Raw genomic sequence first — 24,115 nt, 5'->3', positions numbered from 1 at the left:
AGAAATCAAGTAAATAGAGATAAGACATTAGATGTTGAACATTCATTATTGCTTACAGCAAATGCTAACCGCTTGGCAAAAAATGAGATTGAAGTTATAGATAGTTATAAGCAGATTATCAATAGAACTACAAGCCCCTTAGAGGTAAAACTACCAGCTATACTAAATTTAGCTGCGTATTTAGTTGATCGAGGTAAAAAAGAATTAGCACTCAGGTATTTAGACGAGTACAGTTACCACTTTAATAAAAATAGTATAAAAGGCTCTAACGAAAAGATATATTATGCAACATTTACAAAAAATGTGGGCTACCTACTATTGGGCTAACGGTACAAGAGACCAAAAGGAAAAAGCTATAGAGAGTCTACTTACTTATGCTACATCAGGATTCAACTATGGAGAAAGATTTAGACTTGGAATTAGCAGGAATGTTGTTGCAATATAGATCAATCTTGATCATAGCTGATTGGCAAGATTTAAAAGAAAAAAGTAATACAACGAGATATCGTTTGCAGACTTCGGGCAAATTAGAGACAAACAAAAGCAAGTCTGTAAAGATATTCATGATAAGCAAGGTATTTTTTTATACAATAGTGTTGTCAGCAGAAAGCTCGACGAAGTATCCTCAGGAGCAAGGCAAAACGTTATTGCTGGTTTGTACAGTTTTCTGGAGGTATTAATCAGGTTAGACAAAATTGAATTAGCCCTAAAAGTATGCGAATTTGTATTATACTGTGCGCCCAAAAATTTCCACCAACAATTCAAGTTCAAGCAGGATTGGCTTAAAAATATTTTACATAAACGAACAAACAATTCGTACCGTCCCAGTGTAAATCAAAATCATACATCTGCTGGACAAGTTTCGGACTTAGGCGAAAAACTTAAAGATGCGATGAATAAGGACAGAAAATAAAATATTCGGTCTGCCAAATTTCGGGGACAGGAGGCAGGCCGCAAGTTCAATGTTCGCAGCCCAACCGGCCATGTGTGTAAAGGCTCCAACGTCGCCATCAACACATGGGGACGTTGGGTGAGTGTCCATAAAGTGTCTGCATTTCCGGGTTCCGGTCGACAGGTTGCAGGCCGCAGCGGTCAGGTTTTGGGTCTCCATTTCTGGGTTTCGGATGACAGGGTGAACGCCCCGACAAGTCAGATTTAGGGTTTACATTTCTGGGTTACTTGCGACAGGTTGAACGCCCCGATTGGGCAAGCTGAAAAGTGAGTTTGCCGCTTAGCGGAGTTGCGTGTGTCTGACAGCGCGTTTCTCAACAAGCAAATCCTATTAGGCTCGGTTTCAAGAGAAGTGTTCTAGGAAATACGGGATGAATTACGGGAAATTTCCCATTGATATAAGTTTTAGGAAATGAGATTTTTGGAGATAGCCATCCGCATTAACGAATGATTGTTCTACGATAAATATAGTTTTATGAAATCTTACTTGTATTTAATCCTGACTACTTTTCTATTTTTATTATCTAGGGGGAGTTTTGCTCAAACAAAGGTGATCTCAGTGGATACTGTCTCAGGCGTTCCGAGTGAGACATTACCTTTTGATCAAGCTTTTGTACTGAAGATACCAACAAAAGCCGCAAGGGTTACAGCCATAGCTTTCATGCCCCATGTTGGCCGGAAGACTTTTAAGGAATCGCTTGAACACCGAGACAATGATTTCGTAGTAACAATCCAGGACTACAACCGACAATAAATGATTACAAAATTGTCGAACTTGATTCTAAAGATTACAGGGTAAAAAAACTTGACGGAAAAAATCACATACTTATTGACTTCAAAAATCCTAATCTACTTGATCCAGGAAAGCAATATACGTTGTTTGGGTACAGGAAAGTGATCCTGTAGTTAGGCTTTTTGACCAGTACCGTGCTCAAAAAAAGGAGTAGCAGGGGCTTTCGCCAAAGCTCAAAATATATATAATCAGTTAGCTCAAGCTAATATAGATAATATAGGAGTTGACTTAGGATTCCCATCAAGTCTGAGTGCAACATTAAAAGGTCCAGGTAGTATTGATTCACACTACAATGATTCGTCTCTTGATTTTCCCACTAAGTATACAACTCTTGAGAGCAGAATAGATGCTTATAACAGAAATAACAGGATTAAGTACTGATAATCAGCTTAGAGGAAATGGATCTCTCAGAATAATTTTACAGGAATTTTCTCAAAAATCTAACAATTTTGACAGTGAAATTAAATCTTCTTACTTAAAGGATATTCGTCAATCTTCTCAAAGAGTCATTAGCTTGTTTTCAATGGATAACGTGACATATAAAAACATAATTTTAGGTTTACAGAATTTAGATTGTAACAAGTGTAAATTGACAGAGTCTGATTTGTATGATGAAAGGGCGGAAAACCTTAAAACTTCTTTGGCGGCAGTTGAGGAATTATACATAGTTTCAGAATCTTTAGTTAAAGGTCAACCTAATTTACAAAGTGCAGTCGACGGCCTAAAATCATTTAGAAACGAGTTACTTGACTTAATTACGGATTTCGCTGATATATCAGCAGCACGTAAAGCAATCAAGGATAATATTTTTGAGATCGGCCTTGGGCCAGTATTTGCTCTTGGTGGTAGCACATTTATATTTAGCTTCGAAACGAGAAATAAATTAAGTCTTGCACCAGATTTTGGCCTTGTCACTACCCGAATAGGAAATGATGGAAGTAATCCCTATGGCTTTGTTCCATATTTTGGCTTTCATGTAAATTTTCGTCCAATTAATCGAGACGTTCCATTTAAATCGTATAACCATAAGCCTTTTCATTATGGCTCACTATTTATAGGCTGGAGCTTAGTTTCAATAGATAATGGTCCTAAACAGTCTGCGGGGGCAGATTCAGTAGCCAGCTTTTTTTCCAAAGGAAAAGGAACTTTTATTAACTGGTTTAGGCATCCGCTTAGGCAATGCTGTTAGAATAACCGCTGGGGGAATGTGGTATTTTAAATACTTTCCAAATGAAATAGACCTCGCTAAAAATGCGATGGATCCTACTAAGACCAAGCATGATAGACGTAACCTGCAAGCGTGGCCGTTTGTGGGAATATCGCTTGATCTTAGCTTAAAAGATCTATTAAATGGTATTTCAGATGTTTTCACTGGAACGCCACGAGCCTTCCAGCCACCAACACAAATAATTACTTCTAATTAACCCAATAACATTCTGTCCAATGGCCACTACAAAAGAGGAATTAAAAAACCATCTCAACTCCGGACTGGATTCAATTCTTGCCACATTAAACGAATCCTTGAATAACATTCCTGATGGTGATGAGCAACCATTTAGGCTTACGTTAACAATGACTGGAACTGAGGCTGTAAGAGCGCAGGTGAGATTATGCCGGTGTAGAGGTGTAGGTGATAACAATTTTAAATGGCGACCCTGCGATCAGTGTAAATCCTAAATCGAATTTCAAACTGCTTCAAAGGTGCGATTGGTTTGCTAACCGCGCTGACAGCTTATATGTGATATAGCAAAGCAGGTTATGGCCGCTAAAGCAACCATCGCTGTATGTCAAGGTAAAATTGACTTTATGAAATGATTATTGCGCGTTGTTTATTCTGAGTCGCTCTGTGTGGGCCAGCTTTCCAGCGACAGGTTGCACGTCCCCGAAGTAAGGTTTGCAGCCCAACCGGCCATGTGTGTAAAGGCTCGTCCCTCACCATCAGCACATGGAGGAGTTGGGCGCATCGGCCAAAATGGGCTTGCGGGGCGGGTTTCGTTCGACAGGATGCTGTTGGTTAGGATAACTCAATACGATCAGTAACAGGTTAATCGTCCCCAACAAGCCAAGTTTAGGGTTAGTGGGTTATGCTAAACGATTATACTGAAATTAGAACGAAGCAATAAGTAAATGTGCGAATTAGTAATTGAGTGATTTAGTGAATAAATTCTTGATAATCAAAAAGTTATAAACTAACATGATCTCGTTTAATTTTGCACAATTACTTAAGTAAAAACACTATAATTTTTGTTTTAAACACTTACTGTAATCATCATGGAAAATAATTACAAGGTTGACTTATCAGACTTCTCTAAAGATGTAACAGAGATATTTAACGGTCCCTATACCGACAATACAAAATATGACATGATATGTATGTTACTGTGTAGCAGATTACAAGCATCTGTAGTTTCAATATTGATTTATGGTAGTAAAGAAGATAAACTAATATGCAGTGGAAACTATTTTAATACAAATAAAGTAAGTCTTAACACAAACGATAGTAAAACCAAAAACAGTTGCAAAAAATATTAGTGTTTTTGATTATTTAAAGTCAACAAAAAAGGAGCTTTCACCAGATTTTAAAGTTTATGCAAATTCATTATTTAATCGTATATGTGAAAATGACGTTGATAAATTAATGTTCGATAATATCAGTTCCAACTGGAGAGAATATCAGACTACATATCAATCACATAAAAAATATCCAGAGTTTGAGAAACATTCTATAGACGGATTTACTCTCACTGGTCAGTATTATAGAAAATTACTTGAATTTGGTTCAACATTAACGGATGAAATTGTTCTTGAAAGTTTAAAACAATATCGACGATTCAAGGTTAAACTGCATCTATTTACTTAAGGAAAAACTATCGGTGAGTATAGACAAATCAGCTTTTTATTTAGCCTTACCTCTATATGCGACAGAAAGGTATTTTGGTGTATTACGTTTTATATTTTCAGCTAAACCAGATTTTGTAATTTCTAGTGATGAAAAATATAGGTTAGAAAAATCATTTCAAGAGAGATTAAATTTTATATCTCAAGTGGTTTCATTACACATGGAAACGAACTATTATTTAGAAGGTTAAAAAAATTAAATTTGTTTGACATTAATGTAAACAATCATGATAATGTATGTGAAATAATGAGTAATGTTCTGAACTGCAATGGCGTATTCATGAGGTTATACAATGAGGATAAAAAAAATTGACATTAAAGGTTACACAAAAACTTTAGAACATTATTATAAATTCGCAAAACACAAAGTGATCCCAAGCCTGAGAATAATGAATTTAGTGAGGCTATAGTAAAGGCTCTTAGTGATAAAAAACAAAAAATTGAAGCTATTCATTTCTGTCCTAAAAATACAAAAAACCTTAGCTCCACTATAAGTAAATTTTATTTTGACATTGAGAAAAATTTAAAAGAAACACAAGAAGATATTTTATTGCCTGATTTTACAGATAATTACTTAAAACAGCTTGAAAAAAACGCAATGATATATGTTGTAGTTGTGCCAATACCTTTTGTAGAAAAAGATTCGTTTATCATATTTACTAACACAAAGAATAGAGATTTCACATTTGCAGATATCGAAATGATATTGTTATCTGTAAAAAGAATCGGTTTGGAATTAAAACATTTTGAAGATGAGAAAAAGATAAAAGAGCAGGAGCATGCTTTCGCTCTGGCTGAAGGTATGCGCACAGTAGTACATCAAGTTGGAGCACCTTTAGCAGCAATTCATAATCAACTAGATAATTTAGCAAAAGGTAGAATACCGCAAGAACTTATAAGTAAAAGATCAGTTGCGATAGGGCATCAAATTGCGTATTCAAAACGTCAGTTAACAAGTTTCCAAAGAATACTAGAACTTGATGTAAAGCCAATCATTCCTGTTATTGCGCCAATTGAAAATTTTACATCGTATTTAATTTATAAGAGCATGGCATTTCGAGCTATGGCAGAGTCAAAAGGGATACATATTCGCGTCAAAAATAACGTTTCTAATGAGAAATTCGACAATTTTTATACTGACGAGAAATTATTAGATGAAGTTTTAACATGTCTTTTAGATAATGCTGTGAAATATTCTTTTAAATCAACTGATTTAGCAAGAAATAAGATCAAATTTGATCCTTCGTATTATGGAAGTGACGGAAACATATTAATCGATCCGAATAATAATTTTTCTGAACTCACTTTTTCAGTTACAAATTGGGGGTGTCAAATTTTAGAAGATGAAAAGACAAAAATATTTCAGCGTCATTTTAGAGGAAGCTATGCGAACGAATTTTCTCCATTAGGTTCTGGTTTAGGATTATATTTAGTAAAAAAAATAGTTGAAGCGTTAAATGGTAAAATTGAAGTATTAACAGAAAAAAATAAAGCTACTTTTTTTGTAAAATTTAAAAAGTAGTTTTATTTTTTCACAAAACTAATTTCACATGAAAGTACTTCTTATAGACGAGGAAATTTGGCTGGCTGATGCTATCTTTGATAGATTGGTTTATGAACACGGAGAAGGTAGTTACGATTATGCAGACAACGGAGCAGACGGTTTGGCTAAGTTGCGTACGACTAAATTTGACGTAGTCATACTAGACATGATGTTACCACTGGGAGGTGATCTGAAGCTTCCTAATAACGAACCTGACCTAATGTATGGCGTTTTTATTTTGAGACTAATAAGGCAATTGTTTGACAATAATACATTACCGATAATCTGTTACACAGTTATTGAAAGTCCTAAAGTTCAAAAACAGATAGACTCTTATAAGGCTACTTATGTTTGTAAGCTAACGGAGACAAGTTTTGATGACTTGTTCAAATCTATCAATGCAGTTTTGATTTAAGAAAAAAGCTTTTTATATGTTACACACTACTTTGGTAATTTTAGAATTTACGGTTGTACCACTTATAGTTCCGTTTATTTTATTTTTAAATAAAATAAATGAGAGAAGTAGAACGCCAATTCCAATATTATACGATGAGTTTTCTTTTGAATTGTTAGCTACAGATTCTTCCTTAATTATTGCCTTCGCTATTAGAGTGTATGCAGATAGTAGTTCATATAATGGTAGAGCAATTGATATCATGTTACTTACATTCTTAATGGCAATTTTTTATATTGTTTGCTGTTTGATTGCAAAGACTTTCTCTACAGATAAACATAAATTTAGAGTAAAAAGTAGTGATAGCATAAGTGGCACTGCTACGGTAACGATACCTCAAAAGAATATTACCAGTTTTGTTAGGTTAGTTGCATTTGGTCATTTGCTTTTCGCTTTGTACTTGATTTTAATTACTGTGTTTTGGTACGATCATCATTAAACAAAATTTTTTATGAACACTTTACTTATTATAACGACTGTAACAGTGTTGTGTGGAATTGTTTTTTATGTTTTTAAGAAGCTAATAGAGAAGTTTAGCAGAGCATATGAAAACAATTACACAGAAACAATTTCAGAATATAATCATCTTAAAGAAAATGAACGATACGGACGTGATGGTTCACAAAGTGACATGGATAACATAATTAACAACTATCTTAATATCGTAAAAACTGTAGACTCTAACAACCCTATTTTAATTAATACATACGTTTCTCTGTCTCAAGCCTATGAGAAACAGGGTAAAAATCAAGAAGCGTTAAATGCAATTAATCAAGCTATAAATGTTTTGGAAAAGATAAACAAAAATAATATATACACTATGCAAGCTAACATATATAAAGCACAATTCTTACATAGAATAAGTAAGAAAGAAGAGGCTCTACAGGTTTGGAAATATCTACTTGAAATATTTCCAAATGATAAAGATAGATTATTAAAGAAAATATCAGGTGACGGTTTATCAATTAATTAAGGCCTTTAAAGATTCAGAAATTAGTAATTTGATTGTTATTATCTTTCCGCTCGGCATGATAAAGCTCTGGTTGATAAGCCCCCGTTGTTCGGGATGTTCTGAAAGACAACCCCGAACTAAAAACAAATAGAGTGTTTGCAACACGGTAAGTACCAATATAACAGCTTTAAATCTTTCTAACCTGAGCGATACTTCGACATTTTTGCTTGGCGAACGTCGCCCGGTAATCACTCAAATTTCACATGGGGTCGTTGGGTGTTTGCCAATAAAGTGCTTGCGGGGCAGCGTCCCAGCGACAGATTGCAGGCCGCAGAGGTCAGGCTTTTTGCTCGTTCGGCGGGTTTCGGTTGACAGCTTGAACGCCCCGGTTAGGCAGGTTTTGGCTTGCAGGGCAGGTTCTTGGCGACAAGGGAAACGACTTGAATGTTTAGTTTTTCATAGATTCTCTACAAGGTTGCGTAGAACGGCAACCTTTTTACTTTTATAAACAAACGCTGGACATAAGTATGAATTTTACTGTTCTTTCAGAGGGGCATAGTTGTAGTTGCCACGCTAAGGCTACCGAAAATTGTACAGACACATTCGCCCGAAAAGTTGGCGATACAAAGGACTTAAAAAGCCGTGATTTCTTTCCAGCCCGATAAAAGTTTGGACACAAAGCTAAGGGAATCTCTTAACTTGTAGTCCAATGAGCAAACACCGCAGACATTGGAGCGAAAGCGACAAAAAAGCCATCCTCCAGTATTATCAAGAACACGGAGTCACCTCTGCTTCCCGTCAATTTGAGGTTTCGACCTCTATGATTTACCGATGGGCCTGTGACTCCTCTTCAGCCTCAGTAAAAGAGGTTGAGACCTCTATTTCAAGCAAAGAGTATCATCGTCTTTTACGGGAGAATCAAGCACTTAAAGAACTGGTAGCCGAGAAAGAACTTGAAATTCGTATAAAAGATGCCCTGTTAAAAAAAACTTCCCCACTCAACAAGAGCGGTTGATAGTAGCACAGGAATTCATTGAAACTCACTTTCCTAAGAATAAAGTGTTGGCCCTATGCTATATTGCTCGAAGCAGTTATTACTACCGGCCTTCTGAAGGAAAACAGGGTTGTAAGCCTTATGCAAAAGCAGTTGATAAGAATGGGGAAATTGTTGCTAATGAGATTATTATTGAATATATTCATCAGCTTTTCGATCACCCATTTGTTGATTACGGTTATTACAAAACCTACATCTACTTGCGAAGAAAGAAGCAGTTGAAAATCAGTAAACATTTGGTTTATAGGCTCATGAAAAGCCATCAATTACTCAGGAGTCAATATGTTAACACCTCGAAAAAGTCTAAACGCAACTGGTCGGACCGCCGATGCGGTCAAAGATTTGTTACCACAGGTGGAAGCCGCCTTCTGCTACCTTGAATTTGACCGCGGCGGCGGACCGCATTAAATTTGTATGGGTTGCAGGACAAAACAGAAATATGCAGGTTTTGACCGTTCTAGATGTTTATTCACGTTGGAATATCAGCCATCACATTAGCTATTCCATTAAATATCAAGATGTTATTGACCTATTCGAAAGAATATTTGTACACATGATAATTCCTGAAAAAATGTATGTACGATGTGATAACGGGGCACACCGCGGCGGCGGACCGCTTCATTGCGGAAATGGTCCAAAAGTATTTCAAAGACAAACAGGTTGTTCAGGAATTTACAAAACCTGCCACACCTCAGCAGAACAGCCATATTGAATCGTATCATTCCATTATGGAAAGCGCTGTCTGTCAGAAGTTTGAGTTTAGTAATATAAGCAATGCAAAAGAAATAATGAATCAATTCCGTGATTTCTATAATCGCTTCGGCGCTCCGATTTGAAAGAATTCATAGCGGAATCAATTTTCTGAGTCCTGCCGAGTTCCTACTTCAAAAAGGAATCGACATGAAAAACAATCCCATTAACCGAGTTCCCATTCTCTAAAATAAGGGACGGTTTTTTGTCCAGTTTTTATCGGTCAGCACAACCTGAGGTTACCTGAAGAAATGAGCAGGTTAGGTAACCTTCCTTTTTAGTGTTCTGGAAAATCTTATGATACCTATAGGTTACCTTATGATACGTATAGGTTACCTTAGGTTTCGGATGGCAGGTAACCAATAGGTAACCTGGATCAACCTACCTTTTTTTCGAACCCCTGCGTTCTGTTTTTCGGGAGTCGCCATCACGTTTTCATACTTACGTATCCTTGCGGTATCATTACGTTTCATTACAGTATCATTACATTGGAAAGTAGCTGCTGAAACAGGAGTGCTTTCCGACCCAGCCGGATTTTTTAGGACAACACACACTGTTTTTAGAGTACATAAAAACGCGGGTTTATTCAAACTTTTTCTGCTTTACCCAGCAACTCCTGAAAATTGTCAATAATCAGCCGTTTCCGTCAATAAAACTTGTATAGTGATCAAAGTATAATTAATTTTAAAAATCGTTGATTAAACCTATACAAATGCTGATCGGTTACGCCAGAGTCTCCACCAAAGACCAAAATTTAGAATTACAATGGGATGCCCTCACCAAAGCGGGCTGCGAAATGATCTTTCAGGAAAAAGCCTCGGGCATCAAAGCCGACCGACCTGAGTTGGAAAAGATGATGAGTCAACTTCGGAAAGGAGATGTGATTTGTATTTACAAGCTCGACAGGTTGGGTCGCTCCCTGAAAAATCTGCTGGAGCTGGTGGCTGAATTTGAAAAACGGGGAGTGGGTCTGCGCAGCCTGACCGACTCCATTGATACCACTACGCCTCAGGGGCGATTGGTGCTCAATATTTTTGCATCATTGGCCGAGTTTGAAAGAGACCTGATTCGGGAGCGAACCAAGGCGGGATTGGAAGCTGCCCGCGCCCGGGGGCGAAAGGGCGGACGACGCAGCGGGCTATCGGCCGAAGCGCAGAAAAAAGCGATGTTGGCCGAAATGTATTACAAAGAGGAAAAATTAGGCGTGGATGAAATTGCCAAAACGGTGGGCATTTCCAAAATGACGCTGTACAAATATCTGCGACTGCGGGGCGTAAAAATCAGTGCGTATCAGAAAGGAGAAGTAAGCAAATAAGTTGACAGTCCCAATAAATCTACAATCTTATTCTATTGCCGCTTAGTTTCAGTGCCACATAATGTGGCATTGGAAGGATACAAAAAATCCCTGTTCGGCGATTTTCTTTCGAATGTTCGGGAACAAGGATTCTGAGACTTTTCTTCTTTATTATTTTCTTTCATTTTCATGTTTGAAAATCCTATTGAAGAAGAAGTGAAATAAAAGTAGAGGATATTTGTGATTATTCCTAATTAAAATATAATTAAAACGGGTTAAAATATTCTTAAAACGTGGTATTCTGCCTTGTTATTAATTTTGAATCTGCATTTAAAATGGATAAGGTCTATACATTGATTGATAGACCTGTTGAATAGCCATTCCATACTGATTTTCCCCTCTTTTTTAAGGTAAAATCAGTATGGAATCAGACAGGTATCAAACCCGCGTTTTGCATTTAAAATGGATAAGGTCTATACATTGATTGATAGACCTGTTGAATAGCCATTCCATACTGATTTTCCCCTCTTTTTTAAGGTAAAATCAGTATGGAATCAGACAGGTATCAAACCCGCGTTTTCTTGTACTGTCTCGTCCTGATGTATCGTCCTGAAATGTTTACCGGTTTCTTCTCAGTCCGAATTCGGTTCTGGTTTCTTTCTTCGGTTTAGCCGAATTGTATTATTTATAGTGCCCTGAAAAATAGATATGGCAGCGGTGGAAGCATTACTGCGGCAACAGTTGATCTCCGATGTAATGTAACGTAATGATACGTAATGTAACATGGATGTAACGTAAGGAAACGTAATGATACGTAAGGTAACGTAATACTGACGAGGAAAACAGGAGGCAGAAAAAGGTATGTTAATGTAGGTTACCTGCCATCCGAAACCTTAGGTAACCTATACGTATCCTAAGGTAACCTGTAGGTATCATAAGATTTACCAGTACACTGAAAAATCAGGTTACCTAACTGATCCGGTTCTTCAGGCAACCTCAGGTTACCTTGGTAACCTTTAGGTAACCCAGTGGTAACCTATGGTTACCTGAAATTGAGGTAGAAAAGGTTACCAGACTATACGTTTAGGTTACCTTTCGAAAGGTAACCTAGAAGGAATGACATTCCTCAGAGTATTTGTGGCCTTTTACAAATGACCGTTTATAAAACGCCATTAAAGGGTGTTGCACTTTTTTTAGTAAAAAATATCCCGAAAATCCACTACAAGTAGGTATTTTTTTGGTACAATCCACTTAATATATTTGTTTCTTAAAAAACAGGGATAAAAATTGGTTTTGACAACCAAAGTATTTAGAATAGCAGACAATAAACTACTCTAAAACCTCAGGTTTGAAACCTCACCTTGAAAAGTGCTCACAACCTAAAAAGTTCATCGGTTTTTTTGTAGTAAAAATATCGTTGGTAACTAACCGTTTTTTTTAATTTGACCACTGAATGATTCGCGTACTTATTGCCGACGATCACGTCATCGTAGCTGAAAGTCTCGGTATCCTGATTGATACGATAGACAATATAACTACCGTTGGTATGGTTAAAAACGGATGGGAGGTGCTTTCTTTTTTAGAAAAAAACGAGGTAGATGTTGTGTTGACCGACCTTCACATGCCATTGATGAACGGTATTGAAACCACCATTCGGGTGCGCGAGAAGCAGTTGAATACACAGATTTTGCTACTTACCATGTCGGAAGAAGTAGCAGTCATCAAAGAAGCGCTTGTGGCGGGCGTGGATGGCTATATCATGAAAAGTGCCGAACGCAAAGAACTTGAGCGAGCTATCAGGACCGTAGCCAGCGGTCAAAAGTACTTTAGCGAAGCGGTGGTCATGCGCTTGGCACAAGTACCCAACTTAAATACCACCAATGGAAAGGATAATCCAAGTGAACACGTATCACTTACACCTAGAGAGATAGAAGTGATGCGCCTGATCATCCAAGATATGAGCAACAATGAGATAGCGGCTAAGATTTTTATTAACCCTACCACAGTAGAAACGCACCGCCGCAACCTCATGAAAAAAATAGGTGCCAACTCAGCCATCGGTATTATGCGCTGGGCTATTAAAAATGGATTTGAGAAATAAATTGTATCAACTTTAACCCTAAAGCAAAACTTATGACCACCACTGAAATGAAAGCCTACTTAGATCAAAATCAACAAGATTTAGGCTCTTACGTTGCTATCTATGGCCGCGTTATTGAAGTCACAAATACCGAGATTAAAGTCCTTTGTGTAGGAGAACAAGGCACTATTACCATTTCTAGAGCTGACATTAAGAACAGATTTGCTCCTATAAGTACCTCGGTAGAACAGTTGTTTCTTATAGAAACTAACAAAGTGGAGGAATCTACAGAACAAAGTAGGGTAAGTTGCAGCAGAAAATTATCAAAGGTAGAAACTGATGGATCAGAAATAGTCTTCAAAGATGTCATTTTCAAACAATCATGATAATTTCAGTGCCTTTGTCTGTTTTACTTATAAAAGTGATATCGGCACTGATTGATTTGGCTCGTTCTTTGATATTCTGTATTCCTACCCCATTGCTCGTATGATCAATGTCAAAACCACGGCCATTATCTTTTACAGTTACCTTAAATCGTTCGTTCATTTTTATTAAACTGATTTTAACGAACGTTGCATCCGCATGTTTCAGGATATTGCCAAGTATTTCCATTAAAATATTGTACACCTCAAACGCCACTTTTTTATCCAATTCTATCCCGTCGTTTTGGATGTGAATCAATATTTTTCCGCTATTATTAATATCGCTGACAAGTTTGGAAAGAGCACCTATCAAACCCTCCCGTTCCAGCTCAGTAGGCAGTAGATTGTGGGAAATAAACCTAACGTCAGAGTACACATTTTTGAGAGATTCCACGATACTTTCATAGTTTCTCTGCTCTTTCGGCGGAAGATTATGTTTGTTGATAGCCTCCAAACGCCACTTTACGCTGGTTAGTGTAGCGCCCAAATTGTCATGGAGTTCCGATGCAAATCGCTTACGCTCAATTTTTTGTCCGTTGAAGATTGCATCTTCAATCTCCGCATTTTTCTTAATCAGTTCCTGATTAGCTATTGAAAGTTCATGAGTACGTTCCAATACCTTTTTTTCCAAGGAAACATTCAGATCTTTGATTTCATCCCGTTGGAAAACAATAAGCCTGTTTTGTTTCTTAATTTTATTGATTACGATAAGCAGTGCCAAAACAAATATGATAAAAGTTATTACTCCTGCCTTCAAAATAAAATTTACTTTCTTTTCAAGGGTAAGTTCTTTTTTTTGCAATTGATTGATTTCCAGATGTTTTTTATTTTCATAATCAAGCTTTAAAGCATTAATCATACGTGTTTTTTCATCTTGATTTTTCAGGTTTTGATAATATATCTTTTTCTCAAAATGGGTAAGTGCTTCAGCGTTTCGGCTCAGCTTTTTATAGGATAAGTAAAGTATATCATGGGCTTGCATCAACAACTCCGAATAGGTATTTTCGGAGGCAATTTCAATAGACTTGTTGGCATATTGTATTGATTTTATTGTTTTATTCAGAGCCAGATTTGTTTCGGCAAGGCGCACATAATTGTTTGCGATCATGTACTTGCTGCGATTGAGTTGGATGAACATTTTATTCGATCTTAATAAATATTCTTCAGCCTTAGGATAGTTAGATTGCAGGTAAAAAAGAGTGCCTAAATTTTCCAAAACATTAGCTTTACCAGTCAACAGGTCAATTTTTTCGAATACACTCAATGCCTCCCTATAATACTCTAATGCAGGAGTGAATTTTTTTTGTGCAGCATAATCTTGTGCTATATTGTTACAACACCAACCAAGCAGCTCTTGATTATTAACAAGTTTTGATAATTTGATAGCACGTTGATAGTGAATCGTAGAAACACGAAGCTGCTCCAGTAGAGAATAACAGTTGCCCAGCTCATAATTACATCTGGCAAGTTGGGCATTATCTTTTCTCTGCTCGGCTATCCGGAGCGCTTGAAAATACAGTTGGGTGGCTTCATAAAAATTGCCATTAAGCTTTGCAATGGCTCCATTCAACAAATGTTCCAAATAAAGGCCATTGGGCCAATTGGTTTTTTGATTTAACGCGCTGATTTCTTTTGATATACGTTTCAAAGAATCGGTACGAGCCAGAGGAAAATAATAGTCCATTGCCAACCCATAATAGCTTTTTGTTAAGGCGGTGTCGGTTTTAGCCTTCTGTAGCTCTGATTTCAAGTCAGTAAGGCTTTTTCTCTGCGCCAGTCCTTTATGAAAGAAAAGAAATGTAGTCAGTACCACGATTCCTACAGTGCTCAAACCGAAACAACTATATATCCATTTAGATAAACGCATAAAACGAATGACAACACGTGATGTAACCACCAAAGAACTATCTCTTATTTTTAAGTTTAAAGATAAGGATTCAGGGAATATAAAGCTTATTTTTAGCGAAAATTCAAATTTATTTTATGTTGAACATGACAATCTTAAAATATTAGAAGAACTGGATGTACCACTTGAACAAGAGGGAAATCAATTTAAAAATCGCTTCAAAGTTGAATTTAAAGAAACGGAAGTAGTGAAAATCACGAAAAGCGCCCCAAATCCATCTATGACGTTTGAAGATGAAAAACCCCCAACAATAAGTGTTTTAGAGAAAAGCCAGCTTAAAGAGGTGATAAAACTTTATAAGTTACTGTTTACAAATTTAGGAAAAACGTCGGTGAAGAGACGAAATGGCACTAAGATTACATTCCTTGATAAGCCCGAGACTGACAAAGGTGACTGTACACTAAGAGCGGATGAAATTCAAAAATCTTTAAAAAAAAATAACATTAATTGTAAAAAAATATTTGTAATAGGACAGCATTTAAAGACCAGAAGCTTAGTGCAAGATACAAAAGGATTTCAGAATCATGTTGGGGTAATGATTACGGTCAGAAATGGTATTCGAGAAAAAATGTTTGTTCTTGATCCATTCTTTGATAGTAACAATTACGTAACGCTGACGCAGTGGCTTGATATACTTACAACCGGGCAAGACTCGACAATCAATGCCATCAGCATTGTTTCGGGACATATAATAAATTTAAAAGGCAGCTATATAGTCAATGATATTCAAAGTAAACTTGACCAAGGGACGTTTTCTACTACTGAAGCATTAAAAATTATGGCCGACCTTATGGCAAAAACAGGGTTTAATTAAAATTCCATTTGCGTATTATGCTACTTTCTCCCGGTAATGTAAGTTTTTATCTATATGAAAAAGGATTGATTGATACCTTTGAAGGAAAAAACTACCCCGAAAAGTAAAACAACTCCGCGATTCCAGGAATTATACCCTATTTTACGATTCTTTTTTTCTCAAACAGCTGAAATACAACGGATCAAGATAAGGTATATTTTCACAATGAGGTGCTGTTTCTGGAGGATGTCTTTTCTTATCACAACTTCGGCAGTATCTGCGACTCTATTCCCAAGTTTTATGCCTATGACGCTACTAATCAAATTATTATTACTGAATACAAAGCCAATTCTATCTCCTTCAAAAATTTGATTGGTAAATCGCACTTAAGTGTCTTGTTTTCAGAAGTGGGATTCTTACTAACTGTCCTTCATCAACTACCAATGTCGGAAAGAACTAAGTATAGTTCTTTTGTTCCTTGGTTTTTTACAGAAAAGGATAAATTTAGGACTGAACTGCTACTGAAAGACCTGAATCAAACGCCTATATTGGATGATTTTGATGATTTCAACTTCTTTGAAATCATCAGATCATGCGAGCATATCTGGCAGAACAACTGCTACGTACACGGGGATTTGAAGTTGGACAATATATTATTCCAAAGAACTTCAAAAAAAATATACCTAACCGATTGGGAAACGTTTGGTATGGGAGATGCACTTTGGGACTTATCCTTCTTACTGTCGCAACTAATTACTAGCTACGTTATTGAAAATAAACTAATTCTTTTAGGACGATTTATTCCACTTGATTCTTTTCTGGATAATGGGCTACTCCTACGAGATGTCCGAAGCCTGCTCAAGTCCTACGATTTGTCGGAGTCTCAATTTGTCAAATTAAACTTATTTACAGCAGTAAATATCATCATATATGTGCTCGAAACAATTAAATACAAGAATTTAGGCTTGAAAAGCAAAGAGCTTGTAGGTCTGGCTAAACGCATGATTTCTGAGCCACATACATATATCTCCATCATCAAATGAAGCCTGCTATAGAAAAAATAGTTTATACGTTACAAGAAGAGCTTAAGCACAAGCGAACGTTATTTATAAACCATTACGCTGATTATTTTATAAAGACACATCCTGTGGAGGAAATAAAAGACTTTATATATAAGCGTTTTATTTGCAAAACGAGACATCATATTTGAGTTATAAACAAACTTATGTTGATAACTTTATCTCTTCGCTCCGTAAATCAAATCTATCTCGTAATAAACTTCACCGTAACTGGTTCATAGAACACGTCAATCACGATGGAAGTATCATAGCTAAGCGGAAACATCAAAGGTTAGACGTACTCCCAGGAAGCTATCTAATCATGTCTTCTCATACTAATTATCCATTTCTTAATGCTTCTGTTGCTCTCTATCAGAGCAGAGAGTTTTTAGACGAAAAAGACATTTTTTACCACGTTTTCGGTGAATATTTAGATGAACGCTTTTATGAAGCGATGGTCAGGTTCTATTTCAATCTGTCCCCTAAAGGAACTATCGAAATAGTTTATATTCTAACCAAAGAACTCAATAAACTTAAAATTCCCTTTCATTTCAAATGCTTAAAAGACTCATCAATATATCAAAGGCCTGACACAGGTGTCCTATATCTGGATAAAAGATACTTCCATGATTTCAGCCCATTGTTAGTAAATATATATGAGAGATTGAAGCCATATATCCGTCAATCCATACCACTATTCACTCTTCCACTTCGTGCCGGAATCGGATTTGCCGAAAATCCCCCAACCCCAATGAAAGTTTTGGTACTTGCCGCTGTCGATTGATCGCCGAAGGGATTTGGGAAGCTTACCAAAACCAACTCCCTGATGAAGAATGGTCGGAATATGTCATCAGGCATATTGAAAAACAAGGGTATCAACTCGACAAGTTCTACTTAAATCCCCACTCAAGATCTCACTATTATTTTGAGTAATTGATTTTTTGACACCTGAAAACATGCATTTTGAGTGCCATCTACTGCCTTTCCGGTAGATAAAATCATAGAAAGTCAGTATTGTACCCCATCGCTGCCTGTAGGACATTTGTATCAACAATTTAATGTCCCATCAAGCGGTTGCAATGACACCTCCTATTAAAATTTTCCTAGCCGATGCTAATTTTCTCTTTATTGAAGGGCTCTCAGTAATGCTCTCTACAATCGCAGATTTTGAGCTAGCGGGTATGACACGCAATGCCTCTGAAACACTTCATCAAGTACAACAAGTCCAAAACGACATCATATTGGTTGATGCCAACTTTTTCTTTCAAGGGCATTGCACGTTCGGCCAACACCTGCGAGAAGTGCACAGAGGTAAAATCCTGGTGCTACATGATGCAATATCTGTAAGTTGCCTAAAAAAAATTACCTCATTAGCCGATGGTTTTTTATCAAAAACTGCCTCACGCCACCAACTGTGTGATAGTATCCTTGCAGTAGTTGAGGGGCGCTTCATTAAGCAAATTAAGGGCTCCCTTTTCGCATCTTTGAATAGTACTTTTCAGCAAGAATTGGTAAGTCGATACGAGCTCACACCCCGTGAAGTAGAAGTAATAAGACTCATTGCATTGGAGTTCTTATCGGTAGAAATTGCTCAAAAATTGTGCGTGAGTGAACATACGGTAGATACCTATCGCAAAAACATTACAAAAAAACTCAATGTCCGCAATGTAGCGGGCATCGTAAATTTTGCCCATCGCTGGCAGCTTGTTTGAAATCTATTACAGAATATTGAACTTTTATCCCCCATGTCAACTCATAAAATCCCTAAACATGAAGAGGTAGCTTATCTCCGCGGAGACCGTAACTACACTTTTTTTCACTTGAGCAATGGTCGAAAGTTAATTTTTTCCAGAACGCTTCGTCTTTACGAATTTCACCACAACTTGTTGTATTTTATCCGGGTAAATAAATCGTATCTACTCAATCCTACTTATATGCGTAGCATTGAGCAATTAGGCAACAAAATTATCATCCAAATGCAGGATGGAGTGCAAGTACGTGTGAGTAGAAAAAAATATAAAATAATCAAGATCTGGCTAAACCAATTTAACAATGTCTTAGGAGGAACTACGACGTCTAAAATCATCTAGAAAAAAGGGTTAAATGCGATATTAGATACGGGAAATTTCCCGTAACCCATTACTTATTTTTTGATCACCTTTGCAAAGCCTGAAATACATAAGTATTTTAAATTATTAGTTTAACAAAAAATCTCATTTAAGTTAAAACAGGATAATTGTATCTCTAAAATTAATTCTTATTAAAAAATACAAAACTATTAGTCATTCTTTTTAACGTGTATTTTAAGGGTATTTACAAAGTACGACTCTTATCTATAATGGATTTTTTATTCAATAAAACACCGTATTTTCAAAAAAATTACCAAAATAAATATGGATTTTTTTATCGGGGTTGTATTTATGGCAACTTTAATTGGCCTTGTAAACTTCTGGCATCACCAACGTTATATCTATATTTACTATAGTGGATACATTTTTTCTACTACTTTTTATGCCTTTTTTCACAGTGAACTAGGTCAATATATTCACGGATTATTTTTGCATACTTATAAAGATTTAGGGATTTTATTTTCTTTAAATTTAGGTTTATTATTTTTTACATTATTTATTATACAATACCTAAACATAGATGACACTTCTCCTAAATGGTGGTTAAAACTAAATCCTATATGGTTAAATTTATTTTTTAATATCGCATTTTTATTTATAAACTTCTCAGGCAATATTAATCAAAAAAACTCCAATATTTGGGCATCTCAAATGGGGTACTTGACTGGGCTTGGATATTTTATTTTATGGATATGTTATATCAAAGAGATCCTTCAGCATAATCCTCAAAAAAGTTGGGTTTATTTATTAAGTATATTTATCATTTTAACAACTTTCTTCACTAAAGAATTACTTACAGAAACAAAGGTAGTAAGCGGACTCCTCTCTGCCAGCTCTGTGTTCAAATTCGCATTAATTACCAATATTTTCATTACAACTATTGGCCTGATTTACAGGACTAAAATAGACCTAGAAGCCCTAAAGTATCTTCAACCAATTACCGAAAATCAGCCTGCGAATTTTTACTGGACTCAACAACAAAACCGGAAGGTTAAATCAACTACAATAGGCCTGCAAAATGAGTTACAGTTACAACGCGAAAGGCTCGCCCGCGATTTGCACGATGGAATTGGCTCCCAATTGACTCACATAATTACAAAATTAGATATGCTCGCCATTAAATCGGAGCAAGCTCGACAATTAGGGATGTTGAGTGATTTTGCCCGCGAAACCAATCAAATTCTCAGAGAAACAATATGGGTACTAAACCATGAGTTCATTGAATATACCTTATTTCAACAGCGCATGTCGGGGTTTTTAACCCGTATATGGGAAGAAAGAGATCAGCCAGAGCTAAAAATCTCAATGACAGAAAACTCAAACTTACTCATTTCGCCTATTGTTGCCATGACTATTTTTAGGATTGGACAAGAAGTGATTAATAATGCGCTGAAATATTCCCATGCGGATTGTATTGAAATACTTTTTCGCCAAAGAACAAACACAATTGTTGTAGAGATGGGGGATAATGGGCGAGGTTTTGACACTCAAAAAGTCAGAAAGGGTTACGGTCTTGATAATATCAAAAAAAGGTGTAATGAACTGGGTGGAGAATTACATTTATGCTCTTCCTCCAACGGTACGATTGTAATTGTTGAGCTCCCACCCACCGAATCAAATATGCTTTAAAATACGTCAAATGACGTATTTTAAAGCATATAAACGCAGCCTATATTTGTTTGTACCTTTATAAACCAACAATGATAAACGTAGGATTAGTCGAAGATAATCACCTTCTGGCGCAGGGAATAAAAGACAAAATAGCTTTAAGCGAAGATCTTACGCTGGACTTTCATGTACATAATGGGAAGGCACTCTTTGAATATCTGGAACAAGAGCATTTACCAGAAATCATCCTGATGGATATAGAAATGGACAAAATGGATGGTATTACAGCAACCCGCGAGCTTAAAAGACTCTATCCATCCATTAAAGTATTGATGATTACAGTGTTGGATGATGATGACAAATTGTTTGAAGCATTTAAAGCAGGCGCCTCTGGATATTTGCTTAAAGATGTAAAACCTTCCCGATTAATCAACGCTATTTCCGAAACCCTTGACGGTGGTATTCCGATGTCCCCATCTATTGCTTCCAAAGCCTTGGCGCTGCTATTGCAAGGGGATACTTCCAAACAAAAAAATGTAACCGCTCAATTATCTCCACGCGAAAATGACGTGTTGGATTTACTGGTAAAAGGGATGAGTGTGAGACAAATAAGTGATACACTATTTGTCTCTGATAAAACAGTGCGAAAACATCTTGAACATATTTATCAAAAATTGCAGGTAAAAGGAAGTCGGGAAGCAATTGCTAAATTTGTGAAACGACCAGTCAAATAACAGAGCTGTGTCAATCAAACAACTACTGCCTGATAACTTTTTTTGTAAACGTAGATTAACATTTTAACTTACTTATATTTTGCTAGCCTGTAATATTGATTATAATATAGAGTAGTAAAAAACATAGAATTATTAGGCTCCGTTAAGTACTGATATTAAGCCTTTGCCATGTTCTGTTCAAGGGGATGAAGTGTTACACATCGTTGTCGACAGTACAGGCTTAAAGGTGTATGGCGAGGGGGAATGGATGGTGCGGAAGCATGGAGCATCAAAACGACGCGTGTGGTGCAAACTGCACCTGGCCGACGATGTAGCAACCGGGATGATTGAAGCGGTAGAACTGACTAACAATAGTATTACTGATGCTCAAGCGGTTAAGCCTCTTTTAGATCAGATTACAGCCTCCATCACTACGTTTGGTGGTGACGATGCCTATCACCAATTACAGGTGTACGATGCACTGCAGGAAAGAGCGATCACGCCCATAATTCCACCCCGTAGGAATGCTATAGTGTGGATTGACGAAGCGGATATAGACTTAGAATACCCTCGTAATGAGGACCTTAAAGCGATTGACGAGTTGGGGTTATGGGGTTGGAACCAGCACAGTAGGTATCATCAACGCAGTTTAGCTGAAACACTGATGTTCCGCTGGAAGTCTACCTTTGGAGAGCGCTTGCAAAGTCTAAGCTGACCAATCAGCAATGTGAGGTGAGAATAAAAGCAGCCTGTCTGAATCGGTTCACGCAGTCGGGCAGGTCCAGGATAGTTCGCAAGAAATTAACATAGCAATGCAACAAAGCCGAATTATTAGTAAAAATAAGTATGAGCTTGCTTTAACTCTATTAAATTTCTATTTGTAAGAATAGAATAACTTTTTGTAATTTGATAATTACAAAATTTGTAAACTAACGTACCATCAAGCAAAAATGCAATTAATACAATAATTAAAAATCTCCTTTTTTAAAGCAACCATTTTACCATAATTTATTATGAAACGAATTGTCTATTTTATATTTATGTTGATTTTTTGCACAAGTGTCTACTCACAAAGTAACACTGATGAAATGCTGGGTGCTCCAAAAGCATTTTATTTTATTCAATTATGGCCTGATTTTCTCAACAATAAATTCACCTATACGATTGATAGTGATGGCCCTTCAAGTAAGGCTAAGACTTTGAAGAATCTAACAGTTGGAGTTCCAAAGAAAAGTAAAGAGGTAGCTTTAACGATTCGATTTTATAATCCTTTACGTTATTCTATTAAGACAAGTGACACTATGATGATTGATCCCAGTTATCAAAGTATAGGACAATTTGCCTCAGCACTAACCAGCCTACTCGGAACCTTACCTAATGCCGCTCCTACACCAAATTTATCCGATGTACCTGGTACTGCCGCATCTTTTGCAACAAGTAATGCTTCACTTAAAGCAAGCCAGCAGGATATATTAGCTGTTTTCCCCGCAGGAAAATTTGAACCATTCACGGTTCAGATTGCTAACAATCAAAAAACCTTGAATACTCTTCATAAAATTGATTCAAAAGAGTCTCTAAATTGGGTCAAGCGAATAAATAGCCTGAGGGCCGAAGAATTAGCCGAATGGAAATTTTTTTCCTTGCAAGGTAACATCAGATGTATAGATACCACCAGCAAAGTATTGAAGGATCTTAAAATTTTGGACGATCGATATTTTAATACATCCATCAGAGGAGTGATGAAGGAATACCTAACCAAATTAAGTCAACCAGACAATATAATTGATTTTCAAAAGGTTAATGAGCGGTTTAAGGCTGCAATTGATAGTCTTGATAAAGTTAATCAGAACAATATAAAACTACTTCTTTCTTTCAATGATTTGATTTCTGATGACATCTCAAAAGATCTTTTGAGAAAAGATGTTGATAGTACTAATGAAGCTTCTTGTAACAGTTTCGTCAATTATTCCCAAATTGTATTTAAGCGCTTCGTACGCGCTCGGGCCGAATTTCAGGAAAAAAGAAACCAAATGCTTGATTTAGCAAAAAAAATAAGTAGAGAAGTTGATGATTTAATGACCAAAGCAATACGCCCGCCAAATGGAGTTAAAGATTTAGAAAATGCCTTTATTTTAAACCAATATGATATTCAGCTTGAAAAAATGAGGGATATCAGAATAAGTGTTCAGGAGCGTAAACTAAATCTTACGGCCTCTCCACCTTCAATTGATAAAACAGACAAACATTTTGAAGGTAAGTTGAGGCTTCGGGCTGCTCAAACATTCGTACCCGAGTTTTCGATGGGCGGATTTTACACAAGTCTTTCATTCCCTTCCTACAATGTAAAAGTTATAAATGGACAATCGGTCATTGGCAGGGCTGAGGAGGATTACTCAGTAGGAGTTGCAGGGATGCTCAATTTAACGCTGAACGCTATTGAAGGACTAGCACATCCATTGGTTCAAATTGGGGTAGGTACAGGCAAAAATCGCCCTACTTTACTATCTGGAGCAGGATTTCGGTTAAGCTGGAAAATGCCAATCATTATCACTGGTGGTGCTATCTGGCATTGGCAACAAAAACTAATAAATGGCAAACAGGAAAACAGCCTAATCTCTGATGATACAGAATTAAAAAAGAATCTGGAATATAGATTTATTACTAAACCCGGATTTTACTTTGGTTTGCAAATAGGAATTTAAATGGCCGAAGAAACG

Annotated in this window: 22 protein-coding genes and 2 pseudogenes; 23 read left to right on the top strand and 1 reads right to left on the bottom strand. The window is 36.6% G+C overall.

Translation table 11 applies throughout. The features are described from left to right. Positions 1–48 precede the first annotated feature (48 nt). The 14 genes and pseudogenes from DR864_RS28500 to DR864_RS28420 all read left to right on the top strand — a co-directional run bounded on the left by DR864_RS28500 (position 49) and on the right by DR864_RS28420 (position 13,155). On the top strand, positions 49–327 hold the full coding sequence (locus tag DR864_RS28500; protein WP_162794261.1) for a hypothetical protein: 279 nt from the start codon (positions 49–51) through the stop codon (positions 325–327). A 68-nt stretch (positions 328–395) separates the two neighbouring features. After that, positions 396–680, top strand: a complete 285-nt coding sequence (locus DR864_RS28495; RefSeq protein ID WP_114070554.1) for a hypothetical protein — start codon at positions 396–398, stop codon at positions 678–680. Positions 681–2,090: 1,410 nt separating this feature from the next. Then, a complete protein-coding gene (locus DR864_RS28485; protein WP_114070552.1) occupies positions 2,091–2,933 on the top strand; it encodes a hypothetical protein in 843 nt (280 codons plus the stop codon). Between the two features lie 2,259 nt (positions 2,934–5,192). Continuing rightward, positions 5,193–6,164: a sensor histidine kinase gene (locus DR864_RS28465; protein WP_114070548.1), complete on the top strand. Its 972-nt coding sequence runs from the start codon at positions 5,193–5,195 to the stop codon at positions 6,162–6,164. Positions 6,165–6,192: 28 nt separating this feature from the next. Next, positions 6,193–6,600: a response regulator transcription factor gene (locus tag DR864_RS28460; protein ID WP_114070547.1), complete on the top strand. Its 408-nt coding sequence runs from the start codon at positions 6,193–6,195 to the stop codon at positions 6,598–6,600. A 16-nt stretch (positions 6,601–6,616) separates the two neighbouring features. Continuing rightward, on the top strand, positions 6,617–7,078 hold the full coding sequence (locus DR864_RS28455) for a hypothetical protein (protein ID WP_114070546.1): 462 nt from the start codon (positions 6,617–6,619) through the stop codon (positions 7,076–7,078). A 12-nt stretch (positions 7,079–7,090) separates the two neighbouring features. Continuing rightward, entirely contained in the window at positions 7,091–7,612 is a 522-nt protein-coding gene (locus DR864_RS28450; RefSeq protein WP_114070545.1) for a tetratricopeptide repeat protein, read from the top strand. Positions 7,613–8,300: 688 nt separating this feature from the next. Beyond that, positions 8,301–8,606, top strand: coding sequence for a transposase (locus DR864_RS28445; RefSeq protein ID WP_114070544.1), 306 nt, complete (start codon positions 8,301–8,303; stop codon positions 8,604–8,606). A gap of 44 nt (positions 8,607–8,650) precedes the next feature. Continuing rightward, positions 8,651–8,863 (top strand): annotated as a pseudogene (locus DR864_RS30280) (DDE-type integrase/transposase/recombinase); the annotation flags it as partial. 64 nt (positions 8,864–8,927) lie between these two features. After that, complete coding sequence (locus DR864_RS30425; protein WP_262510966.1) at positions 8,928–9,053, top strand: hypothetical protein; 126 nt, start codon at positions 8,928–8,930, stop codon at positions 9,051–9,053. Positions 9,054–9,220: 167 nt separating this feature from the next. Then, complete coding sequence (locus DR864_RS30275; protein WP_229599603.1) at positions 9,221–9,481, top strand: integrase core domain-containing protein; 261 nt, start codon at positions 9,221–9,223, stop codon at positions 9,479–9,481. Between the two features lie 626 nt (positions 9,482–10,107). Then, positions 10,108–10,710 (top strand): recombinase family protein, encoded by a 603-nt coding sequence (locus DR864_RS28430; protein WP_114070542.1) that lies wholly within the window; start codon positions 10,108–10,110, stop codon positions 10,708–10,710. 1,432 nt (positions 10,711–12,142) lie between these two features. Beyond that, complete coding sequence (locus DR864_RS28425; RefSeq protein WP_114070541.1) at positions 12,143–12,790, top strand: response regulator; 648 nt, start codon at positions 12,143–12,145, stop codon at positions 12,788–12,790. A gap of 32 nt (positions 12,791–12,822) precedes the next feature. Beyond that, positions 12,823–13,155 carry a hypothetical protein gene (locus DR864_RS28420; protein ID WP_114070540.1) on the top strand — a complete coding sequence of 111 codons (333 nt, stop codon included), beginning with the start codon at positions 12,823–12,825 and terminating at the stop codon, positions 13,153–13,155. On the opposite strand, the gene DR864_RS28415 is transcribed toward DR864_RS28420, so the two are convergent. Continuing rightward, positions 13,142–14,941, bottom strand: a complete 1,800-nt coding sequence (locus tag DR864_RS28415; RefSeq protein WP_162794259.1) for an ATP-binding protein — start codon at positions 14,939–14,941, stop codon at positions 13,142–13,144. The genes DR864_RS28420 and DR864_RS28415 overlap by 14 nt on opposite strands. Before the next feature lie 124 nt (positions 14,942–15,065). Between DR864_RS28415 and DR864_RS28410 the strand changes: the two genes are divergently transcribed. The 9 genes and pseudogenes from DR864_RS28410 (at position 15,066) to DR864_RS28370 (ending at position 24,100) form a co-directional block, all read left to right on the top strand. Continuing rightward, complete coding sequence (locus DR864_RS28410; RefSeq protein WP_114070538.1) at positions 15,066–15,911, top strand: protein-glutamine glutaminase family protein; 846 nt, start codon at positions 15,066–15,068, stop codon at positions 15,909–15,911. Positions 15,912–16,120: 209 nt separating this feature from the next. Next, a complete protein-coding gene (locus DR864_RS28405) occupies positions 16,121–16,933 on the top strand; it encodes a phosphotransferase family protein (RefSeq protein ID WP_114070537.1) in 813 nt (270 codons plus the stop codon). A gap of 337 nt (positions 16,934–17,270) precedes the next feature. Next, positions 17,271–17,881: pseudogene (locus DR864_RS28400) on the top strand (T3SS effector HopA1 family protein). A gap of 146 nt (positions 17,882–18,027) precedes the next feature. Next, positions 18,028–18,660: a response regulator transcription factor gene (locus tag DR864_RS28395; protein ID WP_162794251.1), complete on the top strand. Its 633-nt coding sequence runs from the start codon at positions 18,028–18,030 to the stop codon at positions 18,658–18,660. A 33-nt stretch (positions 18,661–18,693) separates the two neighbouring features. Beyond that, positions 18,694–19,038 (top strand): LytTR family DNA-binding domain-containing protein, encoded by a 345-nt coding sequence (locus tag DR864_RS28390; protein WP_114070534.1) that lies wholly within the window; start codon positions 18,694–18,696, stop codon positions 19,036–19,038. A gap of 303 nt (positions 19,039–19,341) precedes the next feature. Then, positions 19,342–20,706, top strand: coding sequence for a sensor histidine kinase (locus tag DR864_RS28385; RefSeq protein WP_114070533.1), 1,365 nt, complete (start codon positions 19,342–19,344; stop codon positions 20,704–20,706). A gap of 71 nt (positions 20,707–20,777) precedes the next feature. Then, entirely contained in the window at positions 20,778–21,419 is a 642-nt protein-coding gene (locus DR864_RS28380; RefSeq protein WP_114070532.1) for a response regulator, read from the top strand. 190 nt (positions 21,420–21,609) lie between these two features. Beyond that, positions 21,610–22,113: an IS5 family transposase gene (locus DR864_RS28375; RefSeq protein WP_262510963.1), complete on the top strand. Its 504-nt coding sequence runs from the start codon at positions 21,610–21,612 to the stop codon at positions 22,111–22,113. Positions 22,114–22,411: 298 nt separating this feature from the next. Next, positions 22,412–24,100, top strand: a complete 1,689-nt coding sequence (locus tag DR864_RS28370; RefSeq protein ID WP_114070530.1) for a hypothetical protein — start codon at positions 22,412–22,414, stop codon at positions 24,098–24,100. Positions 24,101–24,115: the final 15 nt, after the last annotated feature.

This window comes from Runella rosea, from assembly GCF_003325355.1.
Taxonomy (GTDB): Bacteria; Bacteroidota; Bacteroidia; order Cytophagales; family Spirosomataceae; genus Runella; species Runella rosea.
This window is presented reverse-complemented; position numbering and strand designations above follow the sequence as displayed.

Excerpts from the sequence above, each read along its gene's own strand:
- DR864_RS28495 (WP_114070554.1), top strand. The coding sequence starts at position 396 with ATGGAGAAAGATTTAGACTTGGAATTAGCAGGAATGTTGTTGCAATAT.
- DR864_RS28485 (WP_114070552.1), top strand. The coding sequence starts at position 2,091 with ATGCTTATAACAGAAATAACAGGATTAAGTACTGATAATCAGCTTAGA.
- DR864_RS28460 (WP_114070547.1), top strand. The coding sequence starts at position 6,193 with ATGAAAGTACTTCTTATAGACGAGGAAATTTGGCTGGCTGATGCTATC.
- DR864_RS28455 (WP_114070546.1), top strand. The coding sequence starts at position 6,617 with ATGTTACACACTACTTTGGTAATTTTAGAATTTACGGTTGTACCACTT.
- DR864_RS28450 (WP_114070545.1), top strand. The coding sequence starts at position 7,091 with ATGAACACTTTACTTATTATAACGACTGTAACAGTGTTGTGTGGAATT.
- DR864_RS28445 (WP_114070544.1), top strand. The coding sequence starts at position 8,301 with ATGAGCAAACACCGCAGACATTGGAGCGAAAGCGACAAAAAAGCCATC.
- DR864_RS30425 (WP_262510966.1), top strand. The coding sequence starts at position 8,928 with ATGTTAACACCTCGAAAAAGTCTAAACGCAACTGGTCGGACCGCCGAT.
- DR864_RS30275 (WP_229599603.1), top strand. The coding sequence starts at position 9,221 with ATGTACGATGTGATAACGGGGCACACCGCGGCGGCGGACCGCTTCATT.
- DR864_RS28430 (WP_114070542.1), top strand. The coding sequence starts at position 10,108 with ATGCTGATCGGTTACGCCAGAGTCTCCACCAAAGACCAAAATTTAGAA.
- DR864_RS28425 (WP_114070541.1), top strand. The coding sequence starts at position 12,143 with ATGATTCGCGTACTTATTGCCGACGATCACGTCATCGTAGCTGAAAGT.
- DR864_RS28420 (WP_114070540.1), top strand. The coding sequence starts at position 12,823 with ATGACCACCACTGAAATGAAAGCCTACTTAGATCAAAATCAACAAGAT.
- DR864_RS28410 (WP_114070538.1), top strand. The coding sequence starts at position 15,066 with ATGACAACACGTGATGTAACCACCAAAGAACTATCTCTTATTTTTAAG.
- DR864_RS28395 (WP_162794251.1), top strand. The coding sequence starts at position 18,028 with ATGACACCTCCTATTAAAATTTTCCTAGCCGATGCTAATTTTCTCTTT.
- DR864_RS28390 (WP_114070534.1), top strand. The coding sequence starts at position 18,694 with ATGTCAACTCATAAAATCCCTAAACATGAAGAGGTAGCTTATCTCCGC.
- DR864_RS28385 (WP_114070533.1), top strand. The coding sequence starts at position 19,342 with ATGGATTTTTTTATCGGGGTTGTATTTATGGCAACTTTAATTGGCCTT.
- DR864_RS28380 (WP_114070532.1), top strand. The coding sequence starts at position 20,778 with ATGATAAACGTAGGATTAGTCGAAGATAATCACCTTCTGGCGCAGGGA.
- DR864_RS28370 (WP_114070530.1), top strand. The coding sequence starts at position 22,412 with ATGAAACGAATTGTCTATTTTATATTTATGTTGATTTTTTGCACAAGT.